The sequence below is a fragment of the Streptomyces sp. SID8352 genome, assembly GCF_009862265.1.
Classification (GTDB): domain Bacteria; phylum Actinomycetota; class Actinomycetes; order Streptomycetales; family Streptomycetaceae; genus Streptomyces.
This window is the reverse complement of the sequence record NZ_WWGX01000044.1, coordinates 113,466-136,609: the sequence shown is the minus strand read 5'-3', so window position 1 is coordinate 136,609 and position 23,144 is coordinate 113,466. Positions and strand designations below refer to the sequence as shown.

Annotated in this window: 18 protein-coding genes and 2 pseudogenes; 6 read left to right on the top strand and 14 right to left on the bottom strand. The window is 75.6% G+C overall.

Annotation, left to right across the window (positions count from 1 at the left end; all coding sequences use genetic code 11):
• Nucleotides 1-68: 68 nt before the first annotated feature.
• The 4 genes from GTY84_RS16730 to GTY84_RS16715 form a co-directional block, all read right to left on the bottom strand.
• Entirely contained in the window at nucleotides 69-1,058 is a 990-nt protein-coding gene (locus GTY84_RS16730) for a malate dehydrogenase (RefSeq protein WP_161227072.1), read from the bottom strand.
• A gap of 983 nt (nucleotides 1,059-2,041) precedes the next feature.
• Nucleotides 2,042-3,214 (bottom strand): XRE family transcriptional regulator, encoded by a 1,173-nt coding sequence (locus GTY84_RS16725; protein ID WP_161227071.1) that lies wholly within the window; start codon nucleotides 3,212-3,214, stop codon nucleotides 2,042-2,044.
• Nucleotides 3,215-3,664: 450 nt separating this feature from the next.
• Nucleotides 3,665-4,204 (bottom strand): DUF3017 domain-containing protein, encoded by a 540-nt coding sequence (locus GTY84_RS16720; protein WP_161227070.1) that lies wholly within the window; start codon nucleotides 4,202-4,204, stop codon nucleotides 3,665-3,667.
• Nucleotides 4,194-5,048 carry a bifunctional methylenetetrahydrofolate dehydrogenase/methenyltetrahydrofolate cyclohydrolase gene (locus tag GTY84_RS16715; protein ID WP_161227069.1) on the bottom strand — a complete coding sequence of 285 codons (855 nt, stop codon included), beginning with the start codon at nucleotides 5,046-5,048 and terminating at the stop codon, nucleotides 4,194-4,196. Before GTY84_RS16715 ends, GTY84_RS16720 begins: the two co-directional genes overlap by 11 nt.
• A gap of 325 nt (nucleotides 5,049-5,373) precedes the next feature.
• Here GTY84_RS16715 and GTY84_RS16710 point away from each other — a divergent pair, with 325 nt between their 5' ends.
• Nucleotides 5,374-6,027 (top strand): hypothetical protein, encoded by a 654-nt coding sequence (locus tag GTY84_RS16710; RefSeq protein ID WP_161227068.1) that lies wholly within the window; start codon nucleotides 5,374-5,376, stop codon nucleotides 6,025-6,027.
• Between the two features lie 85 nt (nucleotides 6,028-6,112).
• Here the strand turns inward: GTY84_RS16710 and GTY84_RS16705 are convergent, their stop codons facing one another.
• The 3 genes from GTY84_RS16705 to GTY84_RS16695 are packed head-to-tail and all read right to left on the bottom strand — an operon-like array spanning nucleotide 6,113 to nucleotide 7,356.
• Complete coding sequence (locus GTY84_RS16705) at nucleotides 6,113-6,319, bottom strand: DUF397 domain-containing protein (RefSeq protein WP_345943458.1); 207 nt, start codon at nucleotides 6,317-6,319, stop codon at nucleotides 6,113-6,115.
• Between the two features lie 4 nt (nucleotides 6,320-6,323).
• Nucleotides 6,324-6,494: a DUF397 domain-containing protein gene (locus GTY84_RS16700; protein ID WP_345943457.1), complete on the bottom strand. Its 171-nt coding sequence runs from the start codon at nucleotides 6,492-6,494 to the stop codon at nucleotides 6,324-6,326.
• The gene (locus GTY84_RS16695; protein WP_161227066.1) at nucleotides 6,451-7,356 is read right to left on the bottom strand and encodes a helix-turn-helix transcriptional regulator; all 906 of its coding nucleotides are present in this window, start codon (nucleotides 7,354-7,356) and stop codon (nucleotides 6,451-6,453) included. Before GTY84_RS16695 ends, GTY84_RS16700 begins: the two co-directional genes overlap by 44 nt.
• 119 nt (nucleotides 7,357-7,475) lie before the next feature.
• On the opposite strand from GTY84_RS16695, the gene GTY84_RS16690 reads away from it, so the two are divergent.
• Complete coding sequence (locus tag GTY84_RS16690; protein ID WP_161227065.1) at nucleotides 7,476-7,682, top strand: hypothetical protein; 207 nt, start codon at nucleotides 7,476-7,478, stop codon at nucleotides 7,680-7,682.
• A complete protein-coding gene (locus GTY84_RS16685) occupies nucleotides 7,679-8,059 on the top strand; it encodes an ATP-binding protein (protein ID WP_161227064.1) in 381 nt (126 codons plus the stop codon). Before GTY84_RS16690 ends, GTY84_RS16685 begins: the two co-directional genes overlap by 4 nt.
• A 64-nt stretch (nucleotides 8,060-8,123) precedes the next feature.
• Here the strand turns inward: GTY84_RS16685 and purH are convergent, their stop codons facing one another.
• On the bottom strand, nucleotides 8,124-9,686 hold the full coding sequence (gene purH / locus GTY84_RS16680; RefSeq protein WP_161227063.1) for a bifunctional phosphoribosylaminoimidazolecarboxamide formyltransferase/IMP cyclohydrolase: 1,563 nt from the start codon (nucleotides 9,684-9,686) through the stop codon (nucleotides 8,124-8,126).
• Nucleotides 9,683-10,321, bottom strand: a complete 639-nt coding sequence (gene purN, locus GTY84_RS16675) for a phosphoribosylglycinamide formyltransferase (protein ID WP_161227062.1) — start codon at nucleotides 10,319-10,321, stop codon at nucleotides 9,683-9,685. Before purN ends, purH begins: the two co-directional genes overlap by 4 nt.
• 377 nt (nucleotides 10,322-10,698) lie before the next feature.
• Between purN and GTY84_RS16670 the strand changes: the two genes are divergently transcribed.
• On the top strand, nucleotides 10,699-11,493 hold the full coding sequence (locus GTY84_RS16670) for a hypothetical protein (RefSeq protein WP_161227061.1): 795 nt from the start codon (nucleotides 10,699-10,701) through the stop codon (nucleotides 11,491-11,493).
• A 122-nt stretch (nucleotides 11,494-11,615) separates the two neighbouring features.
• Here the strand turns inward: GTY84_RS16670 and GTY84_RS16665 are convergent, their stop codons facing one another.
• Nucleotides 11,616-13,175, bottom strand: a complete 1,560-nt coding sequence (locus GTY84_RS16665; RefSeq protein WP_345943456.1) for a DUF6350 family protein — start codon at nucleotides 13,173-13,175, stop codon at nucleotides 11,616-11,618.
• Between the two features lie 104 nt (nucleotides 13,176-13,279).
• Here GTY84_RS16665 and GTY84_RS16660 point away from each other — a divergent pair.
• Nucleotides 13,280-13,474, top strand: a pseudogene (locus GTY84_RS16660) (helix-turn-helix transcriptional regulator); the annotation flags it as partial.
• Between the two features lie 1,077 nt (nucleotides 13,475-14,551).
• Complete coding sequence (locus GTY84_RS33025) at nucleotides 14,552-15,601, top strand: sigma factor-like helix-turn-helix DNA-binding protein (RefSeq protein ID WP_345943465.1); 1,050 nt, start codon at nucleotides 14,552-14,554, stop codon at nucleotides 15,599-15,601.
• A 373-nt stretch (nucleotides 15,602-15,974) separates the two neighbouring features.
• Here GTY84_RS33025 and sucD read toward each other — a convergent pair whose 3' ends face one another.
• From sucD to GTY84_RS33890, 4 genes and pseudogenes are all read right to left on the bottom strand, one after another.
• Nucleotides 15,975-16,859: a succinate--CoA ligase subunit alpha gene (gene sucD, locus GTY84_RS16650; protein ID WP_161227060.1), complete on the bottom strand. Its 885-nt coding sequence runs from the start codon at nucleotides 16,857-16,859 to the stop codon at nucleotides 15,975-15,977.
• A gap of 28 nt (nucleotides 16,860-16,887) precedes the next feature.
• Nucleotides 16,888-18,069 (bottom strand): ADP-forming succinate--CoA ligase subunit beta, encoded by a 1,182-nt coding sequence (gene sucC, locus GTY84_RS16645; protein WP_161227059.1) that lies wholly within the window; start codon nucleotides 18,067-18,069, stop codon nucleotides 16,888-16,890.
• Nucleotides 18,070-19,230: 1,161 nt separating this feature from the next.
• Nucleotides 19,231-20,010, bottom strand: coding sequence for a VWA domain-containing protein (locus GTY84_RS33895; protein ID WP_237532323.1), 780 nt, complete (start codon nucleotides 20,008-20,010; stop codon nucleotides 19,231-19,233).
• A 738-nt stretch (nucleotides 20,011-20,748) separates the two neighbouring features.
• A pseudogene (locus tag GTY84_RS33890) lies at nucleotides 20,749-23,100 on the bottom strand (DUF5682 family protein); the annotation flags it as partial.
• Nucleotides 23,101-23,144 lie beyond the last annotated feature (44 nt).

Below are 23,144 nucleotides of genomic sequence, written 5' to 3'. Positions count from 1 at the left end.
GGCCCCGCCCCGCCGACGCGTGGATGCCGGCGGGACGGGGCCCGTGGTGCGGTGCGGGTCCGCGGGGATCAGATGAGGCCGAGGGCGCGGACGGCCTCGCGCTCCTCGGACAGCTCCTGCACGGAGGCGTCGATGCGGGTGCGGGAGAACTCGTTGATCTCCAGACCCTGGACGATCTCGTAACGGCCGTCCTTGGTGGTGACCGGGAAGGAGGAGATGATGCCCTCCGGCACGCCGTAGGAGCCGTCCGACGGGATGCCCATGGAGGTCCAGTCGCCCTCGGCGGTGCCGTTGACCCAGGTGTGGACGTGGTCGATGGCGGCGTTGGCGGCGGAGGCGGCCGACGAGGCGCCGCGGGCCTCGATGATGGCGGCGCCGCGCTTGGCGACGGTCGGGATGAAGTCCTCGGCCAGCCACTTCTCGTCGTTGACGACCTCGGCCGCGTTCTTGCCGCCGACCGTGGCGTGGAAGATGTCGGGGTACTGGGTGGCGGAGTGGTTGCCCCAGATGGTGAGGCGCTTGATGTCCGCGACCGTGGTGCCGGTCTTCTTGGCGAGCTGGGTCAGCGCGCGGTTGTGGTCCAGGCGGGTCATCGCGGTGAAGCGCTCGGCCGGGACGTCCGGGGCGGCGGCCTGGGCGATCAGGGCGTTGGTGTTGGCCGGGTTGCCGACGACGAGGACCTTGATGTCGTCCGCGGCGTGGTCGTTGATGGCCTTGCCCTGCGGCTTGAAGATGCCGCCGTTGGCCTCCAGCAGGTCGCCGCGCTCCATGCCCTTGGTGCGGGGGCGGGCGCCGACGAGGAGGGCGACGTTGGCGCCGTCGAAGGCGACGTTCGGGTCGTCGCTGATGTCGATGCCCTGGAGGAGCGGGAACGCGCAGTCGTCCAGCTCCATCGCGGTGCCCTCGGCGGCCTTGAGCGCCGGGGTGATCTCCAGCAGCCGGAGCCTGACCGGCACGTCCGCGCCGAGCAGCTGGCCGGAGGCGATGCGGAAGAGCAGGGCGTAACCGATCTGGCCGGCCGCGCCGGTGACGGTGACGTTCACGGGAGTGCGGGTCATGGCGTTCTCCGTATACAGCTGGCGGTGGGGCGTCCCGCCCCGGGCGTCTGATCGATCTCTTGACGCCAAGAGATCGATCGGCCGCCAGGCTATCGCGCATCGGGCCCCCCGGGGCTGTCAGGGTCCCTGTGGCCCGTCCCACAACGGCCCCGTGCCGCCTGTTCGGCGCAGGAGCCCGCGGTTCGCGGACGGAAACGGGACGGGAGGCCCCGCCGGGGCGCCGGAAGGGGCCGCTGAACGCACCCGGCACCGGGCCCGGCCGGGGTGCGGAGGGACGCGGGGCGGGCGAAGAGGACGGGGGTCGTCCGGGAGTTCGGGGACTGAAGCGAAGCCCGGCGCAAGGACCGGGGACGGGGCCGATGGGCCGCACGGGACCGGAGTGCGTGACCGCGAGGGGCGGGGTGCCCTCCCATATGGGAAGGGACGCGGGACGGGACCGCCCGGAACCGGGTGCGGGACCGCCGCAACCGTGCAGCCTGACCGCCGGGACCGGGTGCCCTCCCGCAACGGGAAGGGACGCGGGACGGGACCGCCGGAACCGCGCACCGGGACCGCCCGGACGCGGGACGGGACCGCCCGGAACCGGGTGCGGGACCGCCGCAACCGTGCACCCGGACCGTCGGGACCGGGTGCCCTCCCGCAACGGGAAGGGACGCGGGGCGGGGCCGCCGGGACGGGGTGCGAGGGCCGCCGGGACCGTGCAGCCCGACCGCCGGGACGGGGTGCGAGAGCCGCCGGGCACGCGAAGAGGCGGCCGCCTGTCCGGGAGAGGTAGGACGAAGGCGGCCGCCGTTCGGGGGTGCCGTTGCCGGACTCCCGTGGGGGGTACTCTCCGCGTGCCCACCGGGCCCCGACGTATACCGTCCCGCCCGGGATTTTCTTTCACCCGGGGCTCCGCGCAGCAGATTCCGGCCCCGGGAGTACGGAGGCCCCGGCGGCGCGGGCCGGTGGCGCGGGGCCGCCCGGGTCGCGCCGCCCCGGCGCTACCGCGTGCAGCCCTCCTGGCCCGCGGCCAGCGTCACGCAGGCCCGCGCGTCGGCCGCGTCGCGCACCGCCACCATCGGGGTGTACGCCGAGGTCGAGCCGGCCGCCACGACGGGGCTGCTCTGGGGGTCGCCGCCCGCGCTGATGCGGACCTGGTCGCCCGCTCCCGCCTGGGTGACGCGGGCCCAGGCCGTGCCGCAGGTGCTGCTGTAGCGGACCTCGACGGCGGCGGCGCCGACGGTGGTGCTGGCCGCGGTGGTGACGAGTTCGCCGCCGCAGCCCATGGTCTCGGGGTCCTTGCCGGTGCAGACGTCGCCGCCGCACTTCACGCCGGGCGGCAGCGCGGCCGTGGTCGCGGCGGTGGGCGAGGGGGACGGCTCGGCCTCGGCGGCGGGCTTCTTCCTGTCGCCCCCGTTCAGGACGAAGACGGCGCCCGCGATCACCACCAGCACGCCGACGAGCCCGACGATCAGCGTCGTGGGCGTCAGCCGTCCGCCCGGGGCGGACCGGCCACGGCCCGGCGAGGGCGGCGGGCCTCCGGCCGGGCCGCCGTTCCCGGCGGCGGGCGGCGCGCCCTCGGGGCGGGCCCGGTGGACGGGGCCGGTGGGCGAGGGCCCCCGGTACCCGGCCATCCCCCAGGAGTTGCCCTCGGTGGGGCCGCCGGGGGCGCCGAAGCCCTGCGCGCCGAAGTGGGCGTCGGGGCTGTCGGCGGCGGTCGGCTGGGCCGGGACCACCGGTGCGGCGGCACCGGGTCCGGGCGCCCCGCGCGCGGCGCGGTGGGCCCCGCCGCCCCGGGCGGCCCCACCGCCGGCGGCGGCACCGGCGGCGGCGCCGGGCTCACCGAGCGCGGCCCGCGCCTGGGATATCCGGATGGCCTCGATGGTCATGTCGTGGCGCATCTCGGAGCGGCTCCAGGCGCGCTCGGCCAGTTCCCACATGGTGGTCAGGTGGACGGGGTGGGTCCCGGTCACCTCGGCGAGCGCCACGATGGCGCCCTTGGGCGCGAGCAGGCGGCCGTTGAGATAACGCTCCCAGGACGTCTTGCTGTAGCCGGTCGCGTCGGCGAGCGAGGCGATGCTCAGACCGCCGCGGTCCACGAGTCGGCGCAGTTGGCTGACGAACTCGGCGATCTGCGGATCGAGTCCGTCCGGCAAGGCCTTCCAACGAGGCATTGCTTCCCCTTCTCCCCCGGTGACGTGTTCTCCCCCGGTGACGTGCAGTGGTGGCTCCCCGTCGTCCCCCGCACCCCCGCGGGCGCCCGTGCGCGCGAGGCCGTGCCGGATCCTCGTCCCGGCTGCCCACAGGGATGCGCCCGGCCTCGGTTCCAGTTCCCGGGGGGCGGTTCGCACGGGTGCGCGAGGGCGGTGGCGTGCACCGTGGCACACCTGCGGGTCCCCGGTCCAGTGTCCCATCGGAGCCACCGCGGCCGGAACGGAACCCCGGGGCCCTGGTGCGCCCGCCGTCGTTTCCCGGTCTCATCCCGTCCCTCCGGACTCCGTGGCGGAACGGTCACTTCCGTGCCACAGCGGCCGGTCCGACATTGAACCAGGGCCATGACGTGCAGGAATGTTGATCTCGCCGCAGGCCCGTCCCCGCACGGGGGTGGGGGACGGGCCGCGGTGTCACCGGCTGACGGTGAAGTGCAGGGTGTCCTTGAGGAACGGAAGTTCGAGCAGGGGCTCCGGCTGGGCCATCAGCGCCAGCACGACGATCACGCCGCCCAGGGTGCCGTAGGTCATGATGTCGGTGAAGCGGGAGCGGACGGCGAGCATGCCGACGTCCCGCAGCAGCCACCGCAGCGCCCCGCCGAGCAGCAGGGCGGCGCCGGTCAGCACCAGCCCCCAGCGGAAGACGTCGAGCGCGGTGATCAGCAGGCCGATTCCGGCCAGCCCGATGACCAGCAGCACGGGCCACTGCCGGGCGGGCGCCGGGGCGTCGCCGGGGGCGGCCCGGCCGCCGCCCTCAGGGCGGGCGGTGTCCCGGGTGAAGAGGGGGAAGCGGCGGCTGACGCGACGCGCCACACCGTCGGGGCCGGGGGCGCTGAGGGCGGCCGGAACGGTCGGCTCGTCGTCGAGCACGCCGCCCGCGTCCGGCGCGGCGCCGGTCCCGCGTCCGCCCCCGACCGCGTTGCCGCCGGTGTTCCTCCTCGCCTCAGGCGGCACTGCGTTCCGCCGCCTCGACCACGTTGACCAGCAGCTGGGCCCGGGTCATGGGGCCGACGCCGCCGGGGTTCGGGGAGATCCACGCGGCCACTTCGGCCACGTCGGGGTGCACGTCCCCGACGATCCTGCCCTCGGCGTTGCGCGAGACGCCCACGTCGAGGACGGCGACGCCCGGCTTGACGTCCTCGGCGCGGATCAGATGCGGGGACCCGGCGGCGGCCACGATGATGTCGGCGCGCCGGAGGTGGGCGGACAGGTCGCGGGTGCCGGTGTGGCACTGGGTGACGGTCGCGTTCTCGCTGCGGCGGGTGAGCAGCAGCGGCATCGGGCGGCCGATGGTGACCCCGCGCCCGACGACCACGACCTCGGCGCCCTTGATCTCGACGCCGTAGCGGCGCAGCAGGGTCAGGATGCCGTTGGGGGTGCAGGGCAGGGGGGCGGGCTCGTTGAGGACGAGGCGGCCCAGGTTCATCGGGTGCAGGCCGTCGGCGTCCTTGTCCGGGTCCATCAGTTCGAGGATGCGGTTCTCGTCGATGCCCCTGGGCAGCGGGAGCTGGACGATGTAGCCGGTGCAGGCCGGGTCCTCGTTCAGCTCGCGGACGACCGCCTCGATCTCCTCCTGCGTCGCCGTGGCCGGCAGCTCGCGCTGGATGGAGGCGATGCCCACCTGGGCGCAGTCGCGGTGCTTCCCGGCGACGTACTTCTGGCTGCCGGGGTCCTCCCCGACGAGGATGGTGCCGAGGCCGGGCGTGACGCCCCTCTCCTTGAGCGCCGCCACGCGGGCGGCCAGTTCGGACTTGATCGCGGCTGCGGTGGCCTTGCCATCGAGAATCTGGGCGGTCATGCCCCCATCCTCGCGGATGACCGGCCCGTGGTTCCAATCCGGTCGCGGTCCGGCCGCGGGTCCGGCGCGCGGCGGAAGGCCCGGGAGCGGGACGGGGCCGGGGCCGGGGCGGCTCCGACGGCGGAATATGCGCGATTGATCACCGATGTTGCACTTGCACAACACCTCGCGAATGTGGCTGGACAAGCCGCACAACTGTCCAGAACGATGTGGTCACAGTGCCGCGGGCAGTACCGGGGGGACGGACCGCAACCATTCTGTAGGAATTCCTCCGCACCGTGCCCGCGCGTCCCCGCACAGAAGCACGACCGGAGGAAGGACCGCCATGAGTTTCGGCGACCCGAACAACCCCTACGGGCCCCCGCCCGGCCAGCCGCCCGCCCAGCCCCCCGGCCAGCCCGGTTACGGCTACCCGCAGCAGCCCCCCGCGCCCCAGCAGGGCTACCCGGGCTACCCGCAGCAGCCGGGCTACCCCGGCTTCCCCGGCGGGAACCAGATGCTCCCGATGACGATGCCGGGCCTGCTGATGACGGCGCGGGTCTTCCTGTTCCTCATCGCGACCGTACAGATCATCATCGGCTTCATCTGGCTCTACGTGGCCACCATCGCGAGCGACATCTCGGACGCGGCGGACAGCGTGAGCACCTCGTCCGACGACCCGTTCAGCGCGCTCAGCGACGGCGGCGACCTCGCGGCCGGGGTGCTCATCGTCATCGCCCTGGTCGTCTTCGGGTTCGCCACCCTGTCCATCCTGCTCGGCGTCAAGTTCAGCCGCGGCGGCCAGGGCATACGCATCACGACCGTCGTGTACGGCGCGCTGGGCGGCGTGGTCGGCCTCATCGCCCTGTTCGGCGCCCTCGACAGCGGCCTGGCCAGCGCGATCATCTTCCCGCTGATCTGGGTCGTCTTCGCGGTGATCATCACCATCGCCCCGGTGGTCCCCAGCGGCACGGCGTGGTTCGCCCGCCCCCGCTACTGAGCCACCGCACCACTCCAAGGGCCGTGTCCCACCCACCGGGTAGGGCACGGCCCTGGCGTTGACTCACCCCGCGATCACCCTGCGTTCACCCTGCCGGGAGCGAGGCGAGGAAGTGCGTCCAGGCGTACGCGGGCACCAGCAGCACGGCCCCGCCGGGGTCCTTGGAATCCCGCACGGGCACGACACCGGGGACGCCGTCGGCGACCTCTACGCATTCACCGCCGTCCGGGTTGCTGAAGCTGCTCTTGCGCCAGGTGAGGCAACCCCGGTTCCCAGCTCCCCCGTTCAGCACGGCGCTACCCCTTGAGCGCCGCGATGAACGGCACCCAGGCAGCCATCGGGAAGACCACTACGGCCCCGCTGGGGTCCTTGGAATCACGGACCGGCACGAGACCGGGGACACCGTCGGCGACCTCTACGCATTCACCGCCGTTCGCGCTGCTGTAGCTGCTCTTGCGCCATCGCATGGAGGTCAGGTCGACGCTCCTGTTCGGATGCATTCCGGCTTTCCTCCGCTGCTGCCTCGATCAGAGCCATGGAGGCCCCCGGTGACAGTGCGGTGGCCCTGAGCAGATCGTACGACTCGCGGTACTCCATCACGAGAGCCGGATAGTCGATGACTTGGCCGCTGTGCAGCCCCTCGGTGTACACGAGGGGCGGGGCGTCATGAAACGTCATGATCCTCGTCAGCCCCATCATGAACGGGTGCACCAAAGTTTCCGGAACGATCTGCACAATGCACTTCGTGGCCCGGACGACGCGCAGTATGTGGTCGAGGAGTTCAGCCATCCCAGCAGGCGGAAGCACCTGCCGCCGGATGATCGACTCGTCGAGAATGGCCCAGAACTTGGGTGGAGACTCCCTCTCGAACAACGCCGCCCGCTCCATGCGGGCGTTCACGACCTGCCCGACCTCCATGTCGGAGGCTCGCGGCATCCCGGAGTGGGCGATTGCCGTGGCGTACGCCTTGGTCTGAAGCAATCCCGGCACCAGCAGGGGGGCCCAGTCCTCAATGCTGCGTGCCGACTTCTCCATGTCGGCGACATCCGCGAAGTGGGGTGCGATACCCACCCGCCGGGCCTTCGCCGCGTCGTCGCAGCGGCGTTCGAAGAAGCCGTCCGTGTCCAGCCGCAGGTCGACGTGGCGGGCCAGGTCGACCGGCATGCGCCGCTCACCGCGTTCGATCTGGCTCAGGAACGAGATGCCCCGGTAGCTGCCCTCGATCAACTGCTCCAGTGTCAGGCCGGCCGCCTCCCGCTTGTAGCGCAACTCCGCGCCGTAGAAGCTGGGGACGCTCGCCGACGCGTCGGGGTCCTTCCGTGCGGGCACAACCGATCACCACCGTTTACCACTTGCCGTGCGCAACCCGAAGGTCTTCCACCGTACGCGCCGTGACGCCACTCTGTGAGTGCTTCGTCACAGTCCGCACAGGAACGGAAGGCACCCCCATGGACCCCCACCCCGACACCACCGCCTGCGTCGAACGGCTCCGCGCCGCGCTCGCGGCGCACGGCATCCGGCTCCCGTCCCTCGGGGTCGACCTGCCCGGCTTCGCCGCCTCGTACGGCCCCGGACCGCTCGTCTCGCTCGGCAACTGCAACCGGGAGACGGCCACCGCGCTGACCGAGGTACTGCGCAAGGCGGCCGACGCATGACAGCGCTCTGCGGACTCGTCCTCGGCCTCCCGGCCCGCCCCGGGAGCGTCGCGGAGGTGCGCCGCGCGGCGCGGGAGCACTTCGGCGGGGACTGCCCCGACGTCCAGCTCTGCGTCAGCGAGCTGCTGACGAACGTGATCACCCACATCGGTGAGGGCACTCCGGTGACCGTCCGGCTGGGGAGCACGGCGGAGGGCGGCGTCCGCGTGGAGGTCACCGACCCGGGACGGCACTCCTGGCTGGTGCCGCGCCGCCCCTCGGGGGACGACGAGGGAGGACGGGGGCTGCTCCTGGTCGACGCGCTGGCCGTGCGCTGGGGCGTGGACCAGGGGCCCGAGGGAAAGACCGTGTGGTGCGAGCTGCCGGGCGGCGGTTGAGCCCCCCGGAAACGCCGGACGGGGCCCGGGGCGGCGATCGCCCCGGGCCCCGTCCGCGCACGGATCAGTGGAAGAAGTGCCGCGTCCCGGTGAAGTACATGGTGACGCCGGCCTTCTGCGCCGCCTCGACGCACAGCTCGTCGCGGACCGAACCGCCCGGCTGCACCACGGCCTTGACCCCGGCCCCGGTCAGGACCTCCAGGCCGTCGGGGAAGGGGAAGAACGCGTCGGAGGCCGCGTAGGAGCCGCGCGCCCGCTCCTCGCCCGCCCGCTCCACCGCGAGCTTCGCGGAGTCGACGCGGTTGACCTGGCCCATGCCTACGCCGACCGAGGCGCCGTCCTTGGCCAGCAGGATGGCGTTGGACTTGACGGCGCGGCAGGCCCGCCAGGCGAACGCCAGCTCGGCCAGCTCGGCCGGGGAGAGGGCCTCGCCGGTGGCGAGGGTCCAGGTGGCCGGGTCGTCGCCGTCGGCCTGGAGGCGGTCGGTGACCTGGAGGAGGGCGCCGCCGTCGATCGGCTTGACCTCGACCGGGGCGGCGGGCGCCTCGGGGGCGCGCAGCACCCGGATGTTCTTCTTGCGGGTGAGGATCTCCAGGGCGCCGTCCTCGTAGCCGGGCGCCACGACGACCTCGGTGAAGATCTCCGCGACCTGCTCGGCCATCTCCCTGCTGACCGGCCGGTTGACGGCGATCACACCGCCGAAGGCGGACAGCGGGTCGCAGGCGTGGGCCTTGCGGTGCGCCTCGGCCACGTCCGCGCCGATCGCGATGCCGCACGGGTTGGCGTGCTTGATGATCGCGACACAGGGCTCGGCGTGGTCGTACGCGGCGCGGCGGGCGGCGTCGGTGTCCGTGTAGTTGTTGTAGGACATCTCCTTGCCGTGGAGCTGCTCGGCCTCCGCGAGACCGCCGGTGCCGCTGGTGTAGAGGGCGGCGGGCTGGTGCGGGTTCTCGCCGTAGCGCAGGGTGTGCGCGCGGTCGTGGGCGGCGCCGAGGAAGGCCGGGAGGCCGGAGTCGTCGACGGGCGCGTAGTCCGCGGCGAACCAGGAGGCGACGGCCACGTCGTACGCGGCGGTGTGCCGGAACGCCTCGGCGGCCAGCCGCTTGCGGGCGGTGAGGTCGAAGCCGCCGTCCCGGACGGCGGCGAGCACGTCGGCGTACCGCTCGGGGCTGGTGACCACGGCGACCGAGGGGTGGTTCTTGGCGGCGGCGCGCACCATGGAGGGGCCGCCGATGTCGATCTGCTCGACGCACTCGTCCGGGGTCGCGCCGGAGGCGACGGTCTCGCGGAACGGGTACAGGTTGACGACGACGAGGTCGAAGGGGGCCACGCCCAGTTCGTCGAGCTGCTGCCGGTGGCTGTCGAGGCGCAGGTCGGCGAGGATGCCGGCGTGCACCTTGGGGTGCAGGGTCTTGACCCGGCCGTCCAGGCACTCGGGGAAGCCGGTCAGCTCCTCGACCTTGGTGACGGGGACGCCGGCGGCGGCGATCCGGCCGGCCGTGGACCCGGTGGAGACGAGTTCGACGCCCGCCTCGTGCAGCCCGCGGGCCAGCTCCTCCAGCCCGGTCTTGTCGTAGACGCTGACGAGTGCCCTGCGAATGGCCCGCTTGTTGCTCTCGGCGGTCACTGGATAACTACCTTTCGTCCCTCAATGCGATAGCCGTTGCGGGCGAGCCGCCCCACGACATCGACGAGCAGCCTGCGCTCGACTTCCTTGATGCGCTCGTGCAGAGCGCTCTCGTCGTCCTCGTCCCGGATCTCCACCACGCCCTGCGCGATGATCGGCCCGGTGTCGACGCCGTCGTCGACGAAGTGGACGGTGCAGCCGGTGACCCTGGCGCCGTACGCGAGCGCGTCGCGCACCCCGTGGGCACCCGGGAAACTGGGGAGGAGGGCGGGGTGCGTGTTGACGAAACGCCCGCCGAACCGCGCGAGGAACTCCTTCCCCACGATCTTCATGAACCCGGCCGAGACCACGAGGTCCGGCTCGTGGGCGGCGACCGCCGCGGCGAGCGCCGCGTCCCACTCCTCCCGGCTCGCGTGGTCCCGCACCCGGCAGACGAAGGTCGGCAGCCCGGCGCGCTCGGCGCGGGCCAGCCCCTCGATGCCGTCCCGGTCGGCTCCCACGGCGACGATCTCGGCGCCGTAGGCCCCGGCACCGGCGTCGGCGATCCCGTCGAGGAGTGCCTGCAGATTGGTGCCTGATCCGGAGACCAGGACGACGAGGCGTTGGGGGCGCTCGGCCACGGGCTTGGCGGCCACGGTGGGGGCCTTTCTCGGGGAGCGGGTGTCCGGTCCGGCCGGCCCGTACGGGGACCGGCGCGCGCCGGTTCTTTGTACGGTCGTACGAATGCTTCGCGCCCCGGGATACGGGGAAGCCTACGAAACGGCCGACCGTCAGCAACGATACCGGCACACCGGGCGGCCCCCTCGGGACGGGGGCGCGGCCGGGCGGTAGCGTCTGCCTCGGACCGGACCGGGGAACGCGACCCGTACGCCACGCGTTCACCAGGGGGACCGCCCGACGCCGACCGTGCGCGAACCCGTTCGCACACGGCCCGCACCGGCCGGTCCGCGGCTCGTTTGTCGCCAGTTCGTTATCGACCGTTCGCTATCGCCAAGGGGAAGACGCTCACTTGATGCCGGACCGCAGCCTGCGACCGATCACGCTCCCCCAGCGGTCGGCGCAGCCAGGGAAGAGCAGCGCCGTGCTGCTGCGGGAACGTCCCTCCTCCCCGCCGGACGGCGGGGGCGGGAAGCGTGGGGAGGCCCCCGTCCAGGACGACAACCCGTTCGCGGCACCGCCCGAGGGCAGCCCCGACAGCCCGTGGCAGCCCCGGCACCCGTCGGGCGACGAGGGCTCGCAGGGCCAGGGCGGCCAGGGCCAGGGCCAGGGCGGCGGGCGCTCCCCGTGGGGCCGGGGGTGGAGCGACCGCCAGCCCGGCCGCTCCTCCGGCGGCTTCGGCGAACGCCCCGGGAGTTCCGGCGGCTCCGGCCCCGAGGGCCAGGGCGGCGGCCAGGGCCCGCGCTGGGACCCGACGGACCCGGCCCAGCGCCGCGCCCGCTACGCGCTGCTGTGCGGCATGTGGGCCCTGTTCTTCGCCCTCTTCGACTGGCCGTACGTGGCGCTGCCGCTGGGGTCGCTGGCGCTGTACTGGGGCATCGCCTCGCTCCGAGCCAAGCCCCGCGCCGCCGACCCGGACGCCGAGGCCCCGCCCCGGCCCACCGACGGCCGCCCGCAGCGCACCGCCGCGATCACCGGCCTGGTCACGTCCTCGCTGGCGGTCCTGCTGGTCTTCGGCACCTTCGCGACCCAACTGGTCTACCGCGACTTCTACACCTGCAAGAACGACGCCCTGACCAACGAGGCCCAGCAGTCCTGCAACCGCCACCTGCCGGAACAGCTCCGGGGCGTCCTGGGCACGGAGAGCTGACACCGCTGCCGACCGGCCCGTCCGGCAGGTGAAGGCGGGGCCCCTTGAGGGCCGAAGCGGGGGCCCGGGGCGACAGAACCCGGGCACCCCCAGCCCGTCCGGCGCTTGAGGACACGGCCCCTTCAGGGCCGAAGCGGGGGCCCGGGGGCGGCAGCCCCCGGGGACGGGACGGGCAGGGGCGGCGGGGGCGAATCCCCCCCCCCGCCCGCCCCCGCGCTCCCCCGCCGGAACCTCCCCGGGACGGCCCCCCGCACCGCCCGGAGCCACCGCCCCGCGGAACCCCCCGCCCGGCCCCCGGCCGGCACGCGCACCCGTACCAACCCCCGCACCACTCCCCACCGCACGCACACCGCCACCGGCGTCGCCACCACCCCCACCCACACCAGCACCGCCCCGCCGACCTCCCACCACACCGGCCCGAACCGGGCCAGCCGCGCCTCGCCCAGCGGCCCCCCGGCCACCCCCGCCAGCACCGCCGCCAGCAGCCCGCACACCGCCGCCGCCAGCCACCCCGCCGCCAGCGTCCTCCGCGGCGACCAGGGCCGCCCTCCCCCGTCCGGGTCGCCCACCGCCGCCGCGCGCCCGGTGAACCACCCGGCCGTCACCCCCGCCGCCAGCGGCACCACCGCCACCGCCCAGTGCCACGGCGTCCCCGACCCCGCGTCCGGCACCGCCGCGAGCAGCGGGAAGGGCGGCAGCGGGGCCGTCGGGTCGGAGCCGCCCGGCGCCACCACGTGCCCCGCGCCCAGCAGGAAGCCCGGCCCGAGCGCGTACGCCGCCGCCCAGACCGCCGCGTTGGGCACCAGCGCGAGACAGAGCAGCAGCACCGCGAACCGGCCCGACCATCCCTCGGTGAGCTGCCCGAAGGCGTCCCGCGCCGCGCCCCCGTGCCCCACGACCGAGACCCCGACCAGCAGCGCCCCGCCCCCGGCCAGCACCGCCGCCGCCGCGCCCGCGGCCCGCGTCGCGGCGCCCAGCCGCGCGTCCGGCTCCACGAGCAGCTCCCGCACCGGGCGGGGCAGCTTCCGCAGCATCTGGCCCACCGGGCCGCCCGGCCGGCCGAACGCCGTCCACGCTCCCCCGCCCGCCGCGGCCATCACGACCGGCGGCAGCCACACCAGGACCCACCAGGACGGCCGCAGGGCGCCCCCCACCGCGTAGAGGGCCACCAGCAGGGCGACCCCGAGGTAGCCGAGCACGACCCCGGTCCAGGCGTTGCGCGCGGAGACCGGGGGCGGTCCGTCGGCATCGCCGCGCGCCCCGCTTGGCCTGCCGTCGGGCCCCCGGCCGCCCACCGCCACGCCGACGCCGTCCCCGGGGTCCGTCGCGTCCCGCGCCGCGCGGTGCACCAGCCACACCGGCAGCGCGAACAGCAGCAGCGGGGTCAGGCCCACCGGCGCGGGCACCCCCGACAGGGTCTCGGCACGCACCAGTTCGGCCCCGTGCCCCAGCAGCCACAGCGCCGCCGCGACGCGCAGGGCGCCGCCGGGGCCGCCGTCGGGGTAGGGCGAGCTGACCCACAGCAGTGACACCACCGCGGCGATCGCGGCCAGGCCCAGCACGGCCGCGATCGCTCCGCCGAGCGCCCCGGCGGACAGTCCGGGCGCCCGGTCGCGCCACCGGTCGCGCCACCGGGCGCGCAGCAGGGAGAGGGGGATGCGGCGGGCGGTCGTCTGGATCACGCCGCCATGCTCCCAATGACACCCGCTTCCCCGACGCAACAGGCGAAGCCCCGACGTGTCGCCCAATATATGGTTATGTACTTTTTCGCACGGAGGGGTGCCCTGTGACACGGAGCCCGGCGACCCCGCTCCCTCCCCCCGCGACGCGCCGACGCCTGCGTGAGTCCGCCGCGTTGACGCGCACTCAGCTCGCGGAACGGGTCGGCGTCACCAGCGGGACGGTCCGCGCGTGGGAGAACGGGCGCACGACTCCGCGCGGCCGCAAGCGGGAGGCGTACGCGAGGCTGCTGCACTCCCTGGCGAACGTCACGCCGCGCCCTGACGCCCCGTCGGAGCGCCTTCCGTCGGCCTCCGGCCGCGAGCCGCTCCCGCCCCTCGCCCCGGCCCCGGCCGCCCACGCACCGTCCCCCGCCGACGGACCGTGCCGCGACGGCGGCCCGACGGCCCGGCCCACCGAACCGCCCCGGCCCCAAGGCCCCCCTCCGGGCCTCCGGCACGGCCCGAACCGCACACCGGGCCCTGACGGGGCCCCCTCCCCGGAACACCCGGCGGCACGGCACGAACAGGACCGGGACCGGGACCGGGAACACGCCGCCGCGACGGCCCCGGACGGCGTACGGCAACCGGAGCACACCGCGCCCCCGCCCCCCGAACGGAACCCGGCGCACAGGACGACGCCGGACGACGTGCGGAGACCGCACCGCACCCGGACCCCGGACCACGAACCGGAACCGGAGCACACCGCGACCCCCGATCACGAACCCGAACCCGTGCGCGCCGCGTCTCGGGACCACGCACCGGAGCCGGAGCACACCCAGGCCCCGGGCGACGAACCAGAACCCGCGCGCACGACGGCATCGGACGAAGAACCGGAACCCGCACGCATGACAACGACCGCCCACGAACCGGAACCGGAGCACACCGCGACACCGGACCACGAACCCGAACCCGTGCGCGCCGCATCCCGGGACCACGCACCGGAGCCGGAGCACACCCAGGCCCCGGGCGACGTGTCCCCACCCGCCCGCGCTGCCACCCCGGCGCGCTGGCGAGGGCGCGGCCTGGGGCTCGGTGCGAGGCGGAAGGCGAAGCGCGAGCGCACCCCCGTGTCGGAGTCCGCCCCCACGGCGGAGGCCGCCCCCGTGCCGGAATCCGGCCCCACGGCGGAGCCGGCACCCGTACCGGACAGCGCACCCGGGCCGCGGCCCGCGTCCGTACCGGACGTGACATCCGTACGGGAATCGGCGGCCGGGCCGGAGGCGGCGGCCGAGCCGCAGCCGACGTCCGCGCCGGAACCCGCGCCCGGCCCCCGGCGCGCGCGGAAACCCGCCCGGAAGACACGGCTCCCGCGAGGGGCGGGGCCCGCGCCCGAGCCGGTGACGGAGTCCGGCCCCGCCCCGGCCACGGCACCGGCCGGTACGGCCCGGCCCGTGTCCGCCACCGCCCCCGCGCCCCCGCCCGCCCCGGAACCGAGGCCCGTACCCGTCGTGGTGGCCGTCGGCGCCGGGGCCCGCGCCGGGGGCGGGGGCGGGAACTCCGCGGCCGCCCGCAGGGGGCCGGGGGCCGCCGCCGACAGCCTCGTGCTCCCGGCGCGGCCGCTCGGCGCGTCCCTCCCCGAGGAGCTGCCGCCCGCCCTGACCCCCGTTCAGGCCTTCGACGCGCTGTACGAGTTCGCCGCCCCCGCCCTGCTCCGCCAGGCCTATCTGCTCACCGGCCGCCGCGCGTCGGCCCGCGAGGCGGTGGAGGCGGCCTTCCGGCACGCCTGGGAGCAGTGGCCCGAGGTCGCCCGCGACCCCGACCCGGCGGGCTGGGTGCGGGCGGCGGCGTACGACCGCGCGCTCTCCCCCTGGCACCGCTTCCGCCCCCACCGGAACCCGGAGCCGCCGCCCCCCGAACCGGAGCAGCGCGCCCTGCTGACCGCCCTGCTGCGCCTCCCCCCGCCGTACCGCCGCACCCTCGTGCTCTACGACGGCGTCGGCCTGGACCTCCCGGAGACGGCCGCGGAGACCGAGGCCAGCACCCCGGCGGCGGCGGGCCGGCTGATGCGCGCCCGCGAGGCCCTCCGCGGGCCGCTGCCCGAGCTGGCGGACCCGCTCGTGCTGCGCGAGCGGCTGGCCGAGCTGGCGTCCGCCGGACGGCCGCGCGCCTCCGGCCCCCCGGCGGTGCGCGCCGCGAGCGAGCGCCGGGCCCGCGTCCTGACCCGGGCCGCCATCGCCTTCACGGCCGCCCTGATCGGGACCACCGCCCTGGCGCTGCGCACCGCGCCCACCCACTACGAGCCGCCCGTGTCCCCCGGGGCGCCGGTGCACGGGCTGCCCTCCCGGGCCGCGCCGGGCCCGCTGTCGGACGGGCAGGTGGAACTGCGCCACAAGCTCCGGGACACCTGGCAGGGCGGCCCCGAACGGCTGCTCCCCCGCGCCGACTGACCCCGGCCCGACCGCCGTACCGTCCGGCCGCGACCGCCGGGGCCGGGGCGGATCCGGCACGGCCACGGGCGGGTGCGGCACGGACGGGTGCGGCACGGACGGTCGGGTACGGCCGGCCACCATCGCCGCATGGGCATACGGCCGCGGGTGGCCGCGCACGGCCGCAGGTGGCCGCGTGGCCAGGGGATGGCCGGGCGTGGCCGGGCGTGGCCGGGGAACGGCCGAGCGTGGCCGGTGTCTGCCCATGGGTGGCCGGGGTCTGCCCATGGGTGGGCACCGGTGGCCGAAGGGCGGCCCGGCGGCTCCGGAAACGCCGAGTGGGCCCGGCTCCTCGACGGAGCCGGGCCCACTCGATGTGCGGCGCGGGGGCCGGTCAGCCGGCCAGGATCGCGCGGGCGAGCTTGGCGGTCTCGGTCGGCGTCTTGCCGACCTGGACACCGGCGGCCTCCAGGGCCTCCTTCTTCGCCTGGGCGGTGCCGGACGAACCGGAGACGATGGCACCGGCGTGGCCCATCGTCTTGCCCTCGGGCGCGGTGAAGCCCGCGACGTAGCCGACGACCGGCTTGGTCACGTTCTCCTTGATGAAGGCCGCGGCCCGCTCCTCGGCGTCGCCGCCGATCTCACCGATCATGACGATCAGGTCGGTGTCGGGGTCGTCCTGGAAGGCCTTCAGCGCGTCGATGTGCGTGGTGCCGATGATCGGGTCGCCACCGATGCCGACGGCGGTCGAGAAGCCGATGTCGCGCAGCTCGTACATCATCTGGTACGTCAGCGTGCCGGACTTCGAGACCAGGCCGATGCGGCCCGGCTTCGTGATGTCGCCCGGGATGATGCCGACGTTGGACTGGCCCGGGGTGATGATGCCGGGGCAGTTCGGGCCGATGATCCGGGTCTTGTTGCCCTTCTTGCCGGCGTACGCCCAGAAGGCGGCCGAGTCGTGCACGGCGATGCCCTCGGTGATCACGACGGCCAGCGGGATCTCGGCGTCGATGGCCTCGACGACGGCGTCCTTGGTGAACTTCTCCGGCACGAAGATGACGGAGACGTCGGCGCCGGTCTTCTCGATGGCCTCCTTGACGGTCCCGAAGACGGGTACCTCGGTGCCGTCGAAGTCCACGGTCTGCCCCGCCTTGCGCGGGTTCACGCCGCCCACGACGTTGGTGCCGTCACCGAGCATGAGCTTGGTGTGCTTCATGCCGGTGGCACCGGTCATGCCCTGGACGATGACCTTGCTGTCCTTGTTGAGCCAGATAGCCATGGTGTGTTGGTGTCCTCGTCCTGAGTGCTTACTTGGCGGCGTGGGCCAGCTCGGCGGCCTTGTCGGCCGCGCCGTCCATGGTGTCGACGCGCTGCACCAGCGGGTGGTTGGCGTCGGTGAGGATCTTGCGGCCCAGCTCGGCGTTGTTGCCGTCGAGACGGACGACGAGGGGCTTCTCGACCTTCTCGCCGCGGTCCTCCAGGAGCTTCAGCGCCTGGACGATGCCGTTGGCGACCTCGTCGCACGCGGTGATGCCGCCGAAGACGTTGACGAAGACGGACCGGACGTCCGCGTCGCCGAGGATGATCTCCAGGCCGTCCGCCATGACCTGCGCCGAGGCGCCGCCGCCGATGTCCAGGAAGTTGGCGGGCTTGACGTTGCCGTGGTTCTCACCGGCGTAGGCGACGACGTCCAGGGTGCTCATGACGAGACCCGCGCCGTTGCCGATGATGCCGACCTCGCCGTCGAGCTTGACGTAGTTGAGGTTCTTCTCCTTGGCGGCGGCCTCCAGCGGGTCGGCCGCGGCCTTGTCGTGGAGCGCCTCGAAGTCGGGGTGGCGGAACTCGGCGTTGTCGTCCAGCGACACCTTGCCGTCCAGGGCGATGACCTCGCCCGAGGCGACCTTGGCCAGCGGGTTGACCTCGACCAGGAGGGCGTCCTCCTTGATGAAGGTGTCCCACAGCTTGACGAGGACGTCCGCGACCTTGCCGGCGACCTCGGCCGGGAACTTCGCGGCCTCGACGATCTCGCGCGCCTTCTCCGGCGTCACACCGTCGATCGCGTCGATCGGGGTCTTGGCGACGGCCTCCGGACGGTTGGCGGCCACCTCCTCGATGTCCATGCCGCCCTCGACGGAGGCGATGGAGAGGAAGGTCCGGTTGGCACGGTCGAGGAGGAAGGAGACGTAGTACTCCTCCACGATCTCCGGAGCGGTCTCGGCGATCATCACCTTGTGGACCGTGTGGCCCTTGATGTCCATGCCGAGAATGTCCGTCGAGCGGGCGACGGCCTCGTCCGGAGTGGCGGCCAGCTTGACACCGCCGGCCTTGCCGCGGCCACCGACCTTCACCTGAGCCTTGACGACGGACTTGCCGCCCAGACGCTCGGTGATCTCGCGCGCCGCATCAGGCGTGTCGATGACTTCACCGGCCAGCACCGGTACATCGTGCTTGGCGAAGAGGTCCCTCGCCTGGTACTCGAACAGGTCCACGCGCTTCCGTCCCTATCAGTGATCTCGCGGTTCGTTGGATGCGTGGGCGTGCCGCGAGGGCAACGTGACGCGCGCTTCTGTGTCACAGGGGGAGCGCACACGGTGACCGAGCGCGCGGCATGTCCGTCTCGCAGGGTATCCCCGGTTGAGGAGGGTCCCTAAATCGCGGGTCACACCTGAGCGGTGATACCTGTCACATGATGCCAGCCACCTGGCACGACGTGCCGGAACCGGACGCTCCGGAGGAGGCCCGCGCCGAAGGCCGCACCACGCCGCGCCCCACACGGAGGCCCCCCGTCCGCCCCGGCCGTACGGCACCCGTCCCACACCGCCGACCGGACCCGGCCGAACCCCGGCGGGGGATGCGCACGGACCGGGCGGGCCGTATCCCGCCGAGGTGCCGGGACGAGGCTGCCGGAGCGGACTCGCAGGTCGGATACGCGGGTCATCCGCAACCAGGCGCGCGCCCCGAGCCGGGTCCGGCCGGGCCGAGGAATCCCGCCGGGGTCACGGGAACGGGGCGGCGGGGACGGCCCCGCCATGGCCACGGCGTCGCGGCACGGGACGGGACGGCGCGGACAGGGACGGCGCGGGACGGGACAGGCGCGGGACGGGACAGCGCGGGACGGCGCGGACTGGGCGGCGCAGGCCGGGACGGCGCGGACCGGGACGGCGCGGACCGGGGCAGTCAGACCAGGGCGGCATGGGTCGGATGGGTGGGCCCGGTCCGGGCGTGGGCGCGGGGCGCTGCGCCGGAGGCATCCCCCGGAGGCCCCCGCCGCACGGGTGGGGACCCGGGCGCGGGGCCGGGATGCCGGGAGGGGCCTCACCGGGTTGGGGTTCGCCCGGTGGGGCCCGTCCTGCTCCCCGGGGCCGCGTCACGACCGCCGGGGTGCGGGCCGGGGCGGCCCCACCCCAATGGAACCCCTCCGACCCCGTCCGCGGGGCTCGGCCGGACGGAGGCCGGACGGCTTCCGGCCCTCCGGTGCGACCCGCACCCACACGGAGACTGCGCCTGCCCCGCTCCCCACCGGTCACGCTCGCGCGGGCGCGCACGCACCGGGGCGCGGCCCGCCCGGCGGGGCGGGGAGGAGGCTGTTGGGGCGTGATCCTCGCACGGAGGTCCGGAGGTCGCGCAAGCCCCGTGTTACCGATGGGTAGTCATGTCCGGTTCGGTACCGGCAGCGGACCGTCCTCGATCGCCGCCGCCATCACCTCCGGGAACCGGTCGGGCGTGCAGGCGAAGACCGGCACGCCCAGCTCGGCCAGCGCCGCCGCGTGCTCCCGGTCGTACGCCGGCGTCCCCTCGTCGGACAGGGCCGGCAGCGTCACGAACCGCACGCCCGCCGCCCGCATCGCCGCCACCCGCCGCAGCGTCCCGTCCCGCGTGCCGCCCTCGTACAGATCGCTGATCAGTACGACGATCGTCTCGGCGGGCCGGGTGATCCGGTCCTGGCAGTACGCCAGCGCACGGTTGATGTCCGTGCCACCGCCCAGCCGGGTGCCGAAGAGGACGTCGACCGGGTCGTCCAGCCGGTCGGTGAGGTCGGCGACCTGGGTGTCGAACACGACCAGCCGGGTGCGCACCGCCCGCAGGGAGGCCAGCACCGCCCCGAAGACGGACGCGTGGACCACCGACGCCGCCATCGAACCGGACTGGTCGACGCAGAGGACGATCTCCTTGCGCACCGACCGCGCGGCCCGCGCGTGGCCGACGAGCCGCTCGGGCACGACCGTGCCGTGCCCGGGCAGGTAGTGCCGGAGATTGGCCGCGATCGTGCGGTTCCAGTCGATGTCCCGGTGGCGGGGGCGGGCGGTGCGGGCGCCGCGGTCCAGGGCGCCGGTGAGGGCGGTGCGGGTGCGGGCGGCGAGCCGATTCGCCAGGTCGTCCACGACGCGGCGCACCACGGCCCGCGCCGTCTCCCGCGTCGTCTCGGGCATCGCCCGGCTGAGCGACAGCAGGGTTCCGACGAGGTGCACGTCCGCCTCGACGGCCTCCAGCAGCTCCGGCTCCAGCAGGAGCGCGCCGAGGCCGAGCCGGTCGATGGCGTCCCGTTGCAGGACCCGGACGACCGGGGAGGGGAAGTACGTCCGGATGTCGCCGAGCCAGCGCACGACGGACGGCGCCGACGCCCCGAGCCCCGCGGTGCGATCCCGCCCCGGGCGGGGCGCCTCCCGGTCGCCGTAGAGCGCGGCGAGGGCGCCGTCGACCGCGGCGTCCCGCCCGGACAGCGCCCACCCGGTCCCGTCCGCCCCCGCGTCACCCCCGAGCACCATCCGCCACCGCCGCAACCGCTCGGCCCCGCCGCCCGAGGCGGTGGCGGCACCGGGCCCGGCGTCGGCGTCGGCGTCGGCGTCGGCGTCGGCGTCGGCGTCGGCGTCGGCGTCGGCGTCGGCGGGACCCGAACCCGCTCGGGCGGCGGGAGCGGCACCGGCCCCCGCCGACCGGCCGACGGCCCCGGCCGCCGCCGTCGCCGGGTCCGTCGCCGTGCCCTCGCGCCCGGCCGGGCCGGTACCCGGTGGTCCCGCCGCCGTCCGCTCGTCCGCGCCGCGGCGCGGGGCGGTGCCGTCCGCTGCCGTGGGAGCGTCGAGGTCCATGAGCCCGGGGGGCGGGGCGGGGATCCCCCCGGACACCGCCGTCGTCCCGGTGGCCGGGTCCGCCGACGGGGCCGGGACGGGACCCAGGAGGGCGTGGAGGACGGGGAGGACCGCGTCGGCCCGGGCGGAGTCGGGGGCCGGGGCGAAGCCGGGGACGGTGGGCGGGGACGCCCCCGTGCCGCGCCCACCGGGGCCGCTCCGGATCCGGTCGCCCAGGGCCCGGCGGACCCCCGGCTCGTACGCCGAGAAGGTGCGCCGCAGCAGGGGCAGCACGTCCGTGAACGCCTCCCCGGGGACACCGGTCAGCCAGGTGTCGACCAGGGCCAGCAGCCGCTCGTCGTGGAGGAGGAGCAGCCCGCCGCCCGCGCCGCCGACGAAGCCCTCGATCCAGGCCGCCGCGTCCGCCGGGGGCGTGCCGGGCGAGAGCACCAGGCCCATCGGGCGGGCCGCCTCGGCGGGCGCCAGCGCGCCGTCGTCCAGGAGGAGCCGCACCGCGCGGCCCCGGATCACCCCCGGGACGGTGGTCCGCGCGCCCAGGGTGCGCAGGACGGCGTGCCAGCGGGCCCGCAGACCGCCGCGGCCGGGCACGGCGGCGAGCAGGCCCACCGCCGTGTGCACGGCGTCGACGTGGCGGCGCGCCTCCTCGGCCGCGTCGGCGCCCAGCGCGGTGCAGGCGAGGGGCAGGCCAACGAAGATCCGCGCGGCGAGCCCCGCGGCGACCTCGGCAAGGGACTCCGTCCCGGTGCCGCGCACGTCCCCATAGCGCAGGGCGCGGACCAGGGCGGGCAGGGCCCGGGCGAGACGGCCGACGTCCGTGTCGAGCGCCGCGCGGTCGGCGAGGGCGGCCATCACGGCGGGCAGCGCGTCCGGCAGCCCGGCGAGCAGGCAGCGTTCCGCGAGCGCGGTGACGCCGGACAGGTCCCGCGCGGCGGCGGCGTCCGCCTCGGCCCGGGCGGTCGCGGCGGCGAGGACGGTCGTGCCCCACACCCCTGCCTCGGCGACCCGCACCGCCAGCTCCGGCTCCCACCGCAGCCGCCAGCCCTCCCGGAAGGTGCCCGTGCCGGACCGCGCGGCGGCCGGTTCGCCCCAGCCGACGCCGAGCAGGCGCAGCCGGTGCAGCAGGCGGCTGCGGGCCGCGTCGGTGTCCTCGCGCAGGTCGAGGTCCAGCTCGCGGTCGCGGGCCTCGGGGGCGAGCCGGAGCCGCCGCCGGGTCCGGTCGAGGTCCCGCTGCAACGGCACGGCGGGTGCCCCCTCCGGGACCCCGCCCAGGACGTCCCCGACGACGAGCCGGTCGCGCACCAGGGCCAGCGGCACGTCCGAGCCGTCGCACATCACCGCCCGCACGGCCTCCGTCGTCTCGCCCAGCCCGGCCAGCGGGCGACCGCGCAGCGCGGCGAGGGTCCCGGCCAGCCGGACCGCCTCGATGACATGGGCCGGGGAGACCGGCCGGTCCTCCTCCCGCAGCAGCCCCGCCACCTTGGTCAGCCAGCGCTCGACGGGACGGTCCGGCGCCTCGAACAGGTGCCCGTACCAGCCCGGCGCGTCGATGCCCGCCCCGTACCCGCCGGACCTGGAGAGCCTGCGGTGGGTCCACGGGACCCAGGTCAGCTCCACCCGGGTCCTCGGCAGCCCCTTCAGCAGCGCCCGGTCGGCGGCGACGGTGGTACGGCGCCGCAGCGCGGGCACGTGCCAGGCCCCGCACACCACGGCCACGGTGCCCGGGAACTCCCGCCGGGCGGCGCGCAGCCGGAGCCGCATGTGGGCCTCGCGCACGAGGTCCCGGCCGTCCGCGCCGCCGTCCCCGGTGCCGTCCGCGCCGCCGGTCTCCCGCAGCGCCGTCATGGCCTCCTCCAGCGCGGTGAACGGCACGAGCGCGCCCTCCGGCGTGCCCGCCGCCCCGACCCGGTGCTCGACGACGTCCTCCCACCAGCGTTCGGGGTCGTCGTGCCCGGCGGCCCCGGCGAGCGCGGCGAGGGGATCGGCCCGGACGGCGTGCGGGCCCGGCACGGACTCCCCCGCCGGGCGCCCGCCGGAACCGCCCGCGCCCGGCGCGCCGTCCGCGGGCGCGTCCCCCTCCGCGCCGCCCCCCGCGCCACCGTCACCCGCGCCGCCGTCACCCACCGGGCGGGCCAGGGTGTGGGCGGCCGGGAGGTCGATGAAGCGGGCCGGCACCCCGTGGTCGAGGGCCCAGCGCAGGGCCACCCACTCCGGGGAGAACGCGGCCAGCGGCCAGAACACCGACCGGCCGGGCTCGTCCACGGCGTGGGCGAGCAGGGCGACGGGCGGGCGCATGGCCGGGTCGGCGGCCAGCGGGATCAGCGGATCGGCCTCGGGCGGCCCCTCGATGAGCACCGCCGCCGGGCGGGCCGCGTCCAGCGCCGCGCGCACCGCCCGCGCCGACCCCGGCCCGTGGTGGCGCACACCGAGCAGCAGCGGCGGCCCGTCGGCGGGCGCGCGCCCCCGGGCACCCCCCGTAC

What these genes read in the sequence shown, in the direction of transcription:
- GTY84_RS16730 (WP_161227072.1), bottom strand. Translation starts at nt 1,058, where the DNA reads ATGACCCGCACTCCCGTGAACGTCACCGTCACCGGCGCGGCCGGCCAG.
- GTY84_RS16710 (WP_161227068.1), top strand. Translation starts at nt 5,374, where the DNA reads ATGAGTTTCGGCGACCCGAACAACCCCTACGGGCCCCCGCCCGGCCAG.
- GTY84_RS16670 (WP_161227061.1), top strand. Translation starts at nt 10,699, where the DNA reads ATGCCGGACCGCAGCCTGCGACCGATCACGCTCCCCCAGCGGTCGGCG.
- sucD (WP_161227060.1), bottom strand. Translation starts at nt 16,859, where the DNA reads ATGGCTATCTGGCTCAACAAGGACAGCAAGGTCATCGTCCAGGGCATG.
- GTY84_RS33895 (WP_237532323.1), bottom strand. Translation starts at nt 20,010, where the DNA reads ATGCCCGAGACGACGCGGGAGACGGCGCGGGCCGTGGTGCGCCGCGTC.
- GTY84_RS16700 (WP_345943457.1), bottom strand. Translation starts at nt 6,494, where the DNA reads ATGCGATGGCGCAAGAGCAGCTACAGCAGCGCGAACGGCGGTGAATGC.
- GTY84_RS16685 (WP_161227064.1), top strand. Translation starts at nt 7,679, where the DNA reads ATGACAGCGCTCTGCGGACTCGTCCTCGGCCTCCCGGCCCGCCCCGGG.
- GTY84_RS16715 (WP_161227069.1), bottom strand. Translation starts at nt 5,048, where the DNA reads ATGACCGCCCAGATTCTCGATGGCAAGGCCACCGCAGCCGCGATCAAG.
- GTY84_RS16725 (WP_161227071.1), bottom strand. Translation starts at nt 3,214, where the DNA reads ATGCCTCGTTGGAAGGCCTTGCCGGACGGACTCGATCCGCAGATCGCC.
- GTY84_RS16690 (WP_161227065.1), top strand. Translation starts at nt 7,476, where the DNA reads ATGGACCCCCACCCCGACACCACCGCCTGCGTCGAACGGCTCCGCGCC.